At 44.6% G+C, this 6,353-nt stretch carries 9 protein-coding genes and 1 pseudogene; 4 read left to right on the top strand and 6 right to left on the bottom strand.

Translation table 11 applies throughout. The features are described from left to right. Window positions 1-1,083 (bottom strand): IS4 family transposase (locus ACFE90_RS34775; protein ID WP_375506825.1); only part of this gene is annotated, 1,083 nt, incomplete at its 3' end. A gap of 618 nt (window positions 1,084-1,701) precedes the next feature. Between ACFE90_RS34775 and ACFE90_RS34770 the strand changes: the two genes are divergently transcribed. After that, window positions 1,702-2,067 (top strand): hypothetical protein, encoded by a 366-nt coding sequence (locus ACFE90_RS34770; protein ID WP_375506824.1) that lies wholly within the window; start codon window positions 1,702-1,704, stop codon window positions 2,065-2,067. 299 nt (window positions 2,068-2,366) lie between these two features. On the opposite strand, the gene ACFE90_RS34765 is transcribed toward ACFE90_RS34770, so the two are convergent. Then, on the bottom strand, window positions 2,367-2,669 hold the full coding sequence (locus tag ACFE90_RS34765) for a hypothetical protein (RefSeq protein ID WP_375506823.1): 303 nt from the start codon (window positions 2,667-2,669) through the stop codon (window positions 2,367-2,369). A gap of 579 nt (window positions 2,670-3,248) precedes the next feature. Between ACFE90_RS34765 and ACFE90_RS34760 the strand changes: the two genes are divergently transcribed. Next, entirely contained in the window at window positions 3,249-3,326 is a 78-nt protein-coding gene (locus ACFE90_RS34760) for a hypothetical protein (RefSeq protein ID WP_375506827.1), read from the top strand. Then, complete coding sequence (locus tag ACFE90_RS34755) at window positions 3,307-3,537, top strand: hypothetical protein (protein WP_375506822.1); 231 nt, start codon at window positions 3,307-3,309, stop codon at window positions 3,535-3,537. The genes ACFE90_RS34760 and ACFE90_RS34755 overlap by 20 nt, the downstream gene beginning before the upstream one ends. A 137-nt stretch (window positions 3,538-3,674) precedes the next feature. Here the strand turns inward: ACFE90_RS34755 and ACFE90_RS34750 are convergent, their stop codons facing one another. Beyond that, entirely contained in the window at window positions 3,675-4,004 is a 330-nt protein-coding gene (locus ACFE90_RS34750) for a transposase (protein WP_375506826.1), read from the bottom strand. A gap of 298 nt (window positions 4,005-4,302) precedes the next feature. Beyond that, complete coding sequence (locus tag ACFE90_RS34745; RefSeq protein ID WP_375506821.1) at window positions 4,303-4,494, bottom strand: helix-turn-helix domain-containing protein; 192 nt, start codon at window positions 4,492-4,494, stop codon at window positions 4,303-4,305. 407 nt (window positions 4,495-4,901) lie between these two features. Between ACFE90_RS34745 and ACFE90_RS34740 the strand changes: the two are divergent. Continuing rightward, window positions 4,902-4,982 (top strand): annotated as a pseudogene (locus tag ACFE90_RS34740) (site-specific integrase); the annotation flags it as partial. Window positions 4,983-5,224: 242 nt separating this feature from the next. Here ACFE90_RS34740 and ACFE90_RS34735 read toward each other — a convergent pair. Together ACFE90_RS34735 and ACFE90_RS34730 are read right to left on the bottom strand one after the other, a co-directional pair. After that, window positions 5,225-5,950, bottom strand: coding sequence for an AraC family transcriptional regulator N-terminal domain-containing protein (locus tag ACFE90_RS34735; RefSeq protein WP_375506820.1), 726 nt, complete (start codon window positions 5,948-5,950; stop codon window positions 5,225-5,227). Continuing rightward, window positions 5,919-6,251 carry a hypothetical protein gene (locus ACFE90_RS34730; RefSeq protein WP_375506474.1) on the bottom strand — a complete coding sequence of 111 codons (333 nt, stop codon included), beginning with the start codon at window positions 6,249-6,251 and terminating at the stop codon, window positions 5,919-5,921. The genes ACFE90_RS34735 and ACFE90_RS34730 overlap by 32 nt, the downstream gene beginning before the upstream one ends. Between the last annotated feature and the right edge of the window lie 102 nt (window positions 6,252-6,353).

Genomic DNA, 6,353 nt, shown 5'->3' with positions numbered 1-6,353 from the left:
TTGAGATTTTTGCACAGATACGGTAATCGTAAGTGATTCACCGGACTTGATATTAACTGTTAGCACTTTGGGTGGTTTGGGAGACTTAGCTTTTAAAATCTTGAGTTCAAGGGGATTGAGAATTTCAATTGCAGGAGCTAAGGGTTGAGTGCGGTGTAAATAAGTTAAGCCTAAAAGCTCAACAGCAATCACACTTAAAAAACCAATGAGGGTTTTCATGCCCTCAGCGGCAAGCCTGTATTTTTCAACCTGGCATCCCGACTTGAAAACTTTATGATACTCCTCAACCCGCCAACGGTAAGAGTACCAGCGTAAAACCATCGAAGCCATCTCGATATCTGCGATAACTTCTGTAGTTAACAACATCCACTCAATAGGGATTTCGCCTTCGGGACAATCAACTTTTGTGGCATAAACAGTATATACAGATAGTGGGTTACGGTTATCAAAACGGTAAGGAATACGGAGATTGACCAGACAAAATCGTATAGCTAGTTTGGTTTTACGAGCAGTACGCTGGCTCGTCTGAGGTAATTCGATTTCCTGTTCAAAACTAATAGGTTGAGCTTCTAACTTCGACCAAAGACGTTCGCTTTCGGAATCTAAACTACGGTTATGAGCCGCACGAACTATGATTCCCGTATGTTCTTGTTGGCGAAGTTGATCAAAAACTTCTGTGATATCACCTTCGCGGTCGAAAACATGAATCACTTGCGTGTGCTGGCTTGCAAGGTTTTCTACAGTGGTCAGAGCTTCTACCCACTTGTAAGATTCTTTCTGCTCAAAGGGACGGTTTCGAGCTTCTTTACGCGCTGCTGTTTGTCGTTTTTTCTTCTGTGTCGGCGTTTCATCTTTCGGTGGCTTCCGTTTTGGCTCACGATTCCAAAGTTTTTGCCATAACAAACCAAGGGACTGACCATTCATAGGTTCTATAGCTAGAGCGCTGTGTAATATTAAACCGTTACCGCCCTTACCAATTGGGCCATAACCTTCTTTTTTAGCCTCTATACTGCCATAATCAAGAAAAGTAGTGTCTCCGACGCATAGCACTACATCATACTCTGCAACAATTTCCGCCGTCATTTGACAGTGCGGCTCGATCACTCTCGAAAATTCCACTTTTGGGTTGGCATAAATTCGTAAGCTCTCTTGAGTACTGTTCCACTACTAAAGATTTCTGATAGCGCTTTCCCAAATCCAAGACTTAGAGCATAGCCTATCGACATTGCACGTTCATTCAATCGGCGGTAAGCGTAGCCATGCCGTCAGGCTTATCGCCTAGCTCACAAGTCGCAAAATTTTTCTCCCACCAGTCCAACATTGCTTGTTACCTTTAGCACCGAATTTTAATTACTGTAACGTATATGCCGCGCTGTTTCTTAAAGCCTTTGCCAGTAAGCATTTCAAGACTTAACGGGAAAAGTCAGCAAAATAAATTGGTGCTTCAATCGCCAAACATCTGGCAACCAAAGGTGCAGCCGTAGTTGTCAATTACGCCTCTAGTAAAAAAGTAGCCGATCGCGCGTGGTTGATGAAATTACCAGCGCAGGTGGAAAAGCGATCGCAAATACCACTGGATACTAGGTCGTCGTCCTGACGATCATCCCGGATTGTCAGACCTCAATCTTTGAAAAGCCCAACGACCATATCACCCAGTTTTTATCCTATAAGAATGTCAAACTTATTAATTTTACAACACTCATGAAAACATCCGCGTTACTTCTTGCTCTGCCAATCAGTACCTTAGCTAATTTTTCCTTACCTGCTTCTGCTGATTCTACTGCTGGTATCCTCCTAAGTACGAAATGCCAGGGCGGCTACAACGTAAATATCTGGCAGAATTATACTTCCTCTGAATTGCTCTATCGCGCGACCAGCCCCAACGGTAATTTAAGTTTGGGCAAAGGAACTAGCCAAGCGACAGAAGGTGTTCGAGTGTATAAGTTTCGGAATGGAATTTATGAATACTGGGTGTGGGATGGCACGTTAGATAATCCGCAGTCTGGAACTTTACAGGTGTATAAAAACAACCGTCTCTTGATGAAGCAAGCTTGTAGAAAAAGTTGAATCTTCTGGCGGGTGTTATGCACTTTTAGGAAACCCAGCTAGGGCAGGCATCTTGAGTTACGCTCGCCAAATACGTTATCGCTAAAACCCTCTTAGTCAGCCAGTTTTTTCTGAAATTATAACACCTTCTAGAAATCGTATTCACCTTATTAAACTCAAAGGATATGGAAGTGAACGCTCAACACTATGACGACATTATTATCGGTGGCGGCAAAGCGGGTAAAACACTTGCACCGGCGTTAGTCGCTGACGGACGTAAAACCGCTCTGGTTGAACGCAGTTTAAATAAGATCGCTCTATCACGCCATCCATTCCACCCAATCGGGCGCAAGGGCCACCAGTTGAGCAAACTTGTTCGGGTCAATATCCTCAAACTTGAAGATCACGCCCCATCGCTCATCAATCGTAAGTGTACTGAGTAATTCTTTAACTGACTCCACCCCATATTCAATCCGCTCAATTGCTACCTGGGCATAATATTTAACTTTGCCCCACCAAGAATCACTGAGTTGTTCATCTGTGTCCATACCCAAGCGATTATTACTTCCATCTTTATTAATGGGGGGTGTGGACGGAGCATTAATTGCATACTGAGCTTGCATCCTAGCCTTATGTGCCGCCTGAAGTTCTTATGACCGTTGACGTTTCTTTTCCTTCTTTTCTCGCTGCCTCTGACGATAATCCAGTACGTTCTGGATAAACACGACATCCTCAGTATTCAACCGATAATATCGAACACGCTGCCCATCCTCAAGCGGTCACCGTGACTTAGTGGACAAACCCAGTTGCGAGAGATACTGCTCCAAAATCCATATAGAAGACTCCGATAGCGGGATAGTAATGTTGAGTATCCCTTAACGTGAGATGCATTGCGCTTGGAGAACTCTGCCAAAGCCTGAATCATCGCCTCGTCCCCTTTTATCTCAACCCCAGCCATCAAATCCATTAGCACTGCCCTAAGTCCCAGCCGATGACGTATCAACCACGCGGTAGAATAGTTACTCCAGTCTGTGCAAATAGCTAATCACTCTCTTTCCGATTTATCCCGTTCCACGAAAGACTGATTGCCCATGCCACTACAGCACGAGCGGCTTCTGTAGCATAACCAGAGTGCCATTCGGCTTGAGACTCAAGCACAGTTAGAACTTAAAGGGTGGGGGCCCAAAGGTTTCACAACCCGTGTGATTGAGATGGATGTGCGTCCAGGCGGGAAATGGCGCTACGTCATGATTGGACCAGATGGCAGCAATTCTAACTAGACAAGAATTTTCAGGTGATTTTACCTTAGTCGATGCTACTACCCCATTCCTTACGAACTTTTTGCCAGAAGAGAGCGAATATTTGGGATTCGTGGTTTACTCAAAGTCCCGGACTTTGAGCGATTGGGAGCTATCCGTCAACAATCTAGACCTGAATTTGAACAGAGGCTCTGCTAATGGCGGTAACTTACAGCAATTTTCAGGTAAATAGACCACAGTGATTGAACCAACCAAAGGCATCATCTTCAGTAATATAATTGAGAGCCTTAGCCATTGCTTGGTCGAGTGATTCGGTGGTGCGTGCCTCACAGCAACGGAGAAATTGCTTCAGTTTCGACCAACACAGTTCTATGGGAGATAAATCTGGAGAGTAGGGGGCAAAAACTTGACTTTTGCACCGACGGATTCAATAGCAACCCTTACACGCTGGGCGTGATGAACTTTCAGGTTATCCATGACTACAATCGCCCCTTTCCACAATTGAGGTGCTAAGACTTGAGTGATATAAGTGAGAAATACCTCAGTATTTATACTTCCTGGCACAGTCATTGCTGCAATCAGTCCATCAAGGTTTAAAGCACCAACCAAAGAAACGTTTCCACCCTTGTTTCCAGGGATACTACCAACCGCTCTTTCGCCATCTTCTGTAGATGGCGAATAATCGTGACATTGATAAATTTAATCCAGCTTCATCGACAAATACCAGGTTTCGGACATCAATCTTATCTAAAGTTCGGCGATAATCGTGCCTTAACTCTTAGACTCGTGGGGTATCTTGCTCGCTGGCATAAAGACTTTTTTTTTACACGTAAGCCTAATTTTTCTACCGCACGATGCATTGTCGTGATACTCACACTAATCCCTGTGCGTTCTGTATAGCGATGCCTACGGCGGGCTACGCCTACGCATAATTCTCTAAGTAACAAATCATTTTTTTCCTCAACCAAAGACTGGATAAGCGATAGATGCTCGTTTATTATTGTTGGCTTTTGGTATCCTCCACGTGTTTCGCCTCAACTTGTCCGTTTGTGCGATACTGACGCAGTAAGTTTCGCACAAATGACAAGCTAACCTTAAATCTTTGCGCCAACTGGCGTTGAGAGCCTTCTTTTGCTTCCCAAGCCATAATCACACGCTCCCGCAAATCCCTTGAGTAAGATACTGGCATCTATTCAAACAATCCTATCTCTTCAGTCTACCTTAGTCTGTAGTTCAATTACCTGAAAATTGCTGTAACCCCAAATGTCAATTTTGAGCTTGATTCTAGGTCGAATTGGAATTTAGTAGTTGATTTTGGCATTGCTTTTGATGCTCCTAGATATACCTTATTATTGAACTTCAAGCTCTGAAATTACCTTGACGGGTGAAGTGGGACGGGCAGGAACATACATCTATCAAGATTCTGCTGCCAATATTACCCTGAGTTCTTCATCTAGATCAGTACCTGAACCTACTTTCTTACTAGATCTATTGTTTGGAGTTAGTGCAATTGCTGTTTCTAAAAAAGCTAGTGAGACGAAATCTGAAGCATGAATTACTCAACTCTTTACCAAAGCTTTCTCGATCTACACCGCCAAGGCTGGGATAATTGGCGTGAGTACCCACAGCTTCAGGCGTACCGCGCTCACCCAGATGAGTAACGCAGGCATACCGTTGAGTAACAAAAGGTTTAATGTCTGCCAAACACGGCAATCAACAGATGATTCACGCCATCCACTCCACCCAATCGGGCGCATCTGACACCAGTTGAGCAAATTTGTTCGGGTCAAGATCCTCAAACTCCATCTCACAGCTACGAAGGCTACCCCGCTAGATTGAAGCGGGAGCAGGTGGATTCAGAGCAGAAGCTAAAGTAAGCCAAACAGATGATCAATGTGAAATCTGTCAAGAAATTCAAGTCAAGCTGATCGTAACCGTTCGATGTCTCGCATCGGTGGTGCACCGAACAAGCGGGAGTATTCTCGGCTAAACTGTGAGGGACTTTCGTACCCAACCTGATAGGCAGCAGAGGTGGCATCGCAACCTCTGCTGCCTATCAGGCGACGGGCTTCTGACAGTCTTAACTGCTTTTGATATTGAAGTGGACTGATTGAGGTCACTTGCTTGAAGTGCTGATGAAACGACGAAGTAGACATTCTCACCTGCTTTGCTAAGTCCTCGACTCGCATCGGCTGAGTAAACTTAGACTTGATCCGTTTGATCGCTTCAGCAATCCGCTGCATACTGCTGCCAGATGTAGCAATTTGGCGCACGGCTTCACTTTGTTCCCCGATCAGTAGACGGTAGTAGAGTTCCCGAATGATCATCGGTGCCAGCATGGGAATATCTCGTGGTGTATCTAAGAGCTTAGTGAGTCGAAGGGCACAGTCGAGCAACGTGGCATCAGCGTTGCTCACAAATAAGCCTCGGACGGAGTTCTCTTTCTTCTCCGAACTGAAATTCATTTGAGCAACCATCTCACAGAGTTGCATTGGATCTAGGGTCAGCTTTAATCCTAAGTACGGTCGATCGGCTGTCGCCTCAACAATACACCCACCGAGGGGAAGATCAACTGAGACGAATGGCACTAAGAAAAGCCTAAAGGCTTGTGGTTTAAGCAGTCTGCAATTGTTTTCGTAATTCATGCCGGGGTTTCGTCATCAAGGGGTAAGCTTTTGGGCGACGTAAAAGGACTCGTGGTTCATTTCTAGCAGGACGGTCGGGAACAGCCTTGTGAGCAATAACTTTAAGTAAAGTAGAATAAATCTGAAGACGTTTTGTTGAATGAGCAGCTAACAATTCGGGAATAAAGTTATTTAAATGATGGCGAGTGCCTTGGAGTGATAAGCGCAACGGAGGAGTAGCGTAAGTAGTACCTGCTGACCACATCAAACCACGCAGTAGATTGTAAGCAAGTAAATAAACATAAATTTCTTTGCGTATCATTGAAGGAGTTTTACAGCGCAAAACATCCATTCCCAAGGTAGTTTTAAGGTAAGGATTCAGGTCTAATATTTAGGAAGCAGAGACGGACAAGACTGATAACCA

The sequence above is a fragment of the uncultured Nostoc sp. genome, assembly GCF_964245445.1.
In the GTDB taxonomy this organism is placed as follows: domain Bacteria; phylum Cyanobacteriota; class Cyanobacteriia; order Cyanobacteriales; family Nostocaceae; genus Nostoc.
Note: the sequence above shows the minus strand (reverse complement) of the source record. Positions and strands in the feature narration are given on the sequence as shown.

Excerpts from the sequence above, each read along its gene's own strand:
- ACFE90_RS34770 (WP_375506824.1), top strand. The coding sequence starts at position 1,702 with ATGAAAACATCCGCGTTACTTCTTGCTCTGCCAATCAGTACCTTAGCT.
- ACFE90_RS34765 (WP_375506823.1), bottom strand. The coding sequence starts at position 2,669 with ATGCAAGCTCAGTATGCAATTAATGCTCCGTCCACACCCCCCATTAAT.
- ACFE90_RS34755 (WP_375506822.1), top strand. The coding sequence starts at position 3,307 with ATGGCAGCAATTCTAACTAGACAAGAATTTTCAGGTGATTTTACCTTA.
- ACFE90_RS34745 (WP_375506821.1), bottom strand. The coding sequence starts at position 4,494 with ATGCCAGTATCTTACTCAAGGGATTTGCGGGAGCGTGTGATTATGGCT.
- ACFE90_RS34735 (WP_375506820.1), bottom strand. The coding sequence starts at position 5,950 with ATGAATTACGAAAACAATTGCAGACTGCTTAAACCACAAGCCTTTAGG.
- ACFE90_RS34730 (WP_375506474.1), bottom strand. The coding sequence starts at position 6,251 with ATGATACGCAAAGAAATTTATGTTTATTTACTTGCTTACAATCTACTG.